1 protein-coding gene is annotated in these 233 nt (G+C 80.3%); it reads left to right on the top strand.

Features of this window, described 5'->3' with window-relative positions; translation table 11 throughout:
- Positions 1 to 233: beta-galactosidase (locus KVT14_RS21565; RefSeq protein WP_217617406.1), on the top strand; the 233-nt coding region annotated here is incomplete at both ends.

The following is a 233-nucleotide window of genomic DNA, read 5'->3' on the forward strand; positions in this document are numbered from 1 at the left end:
CCTTGGCCCCCCCGTCGTCGGGGGAGTCCGGCGCGGCGGGGCCGCGGACGGGGGGCGCCCCCGGCCCCCGGTACGCCGACCACCCGGCGGTCGTGATGTGGCACGACCACAACGAGTACGGCGCCCCCGTCGGCGAGGACTTCTCCCCGGCCTCGGGCGCGGCGTTCCGCGGCTGGCTGCGCGCGCGCTACGGCACCCCCGACGGGCTGAACGCCGCGTGGGGCACCGCGTTC

Source organism: Cellulomonas sp. GbtcB1, assembly GCF_019091725.1.
Taxonomy (GTDB): Bacteria; Actinomycetota; Actinomycetes; order Actinomycetales; family Cellulomonadaceae; genus Cellulomonas.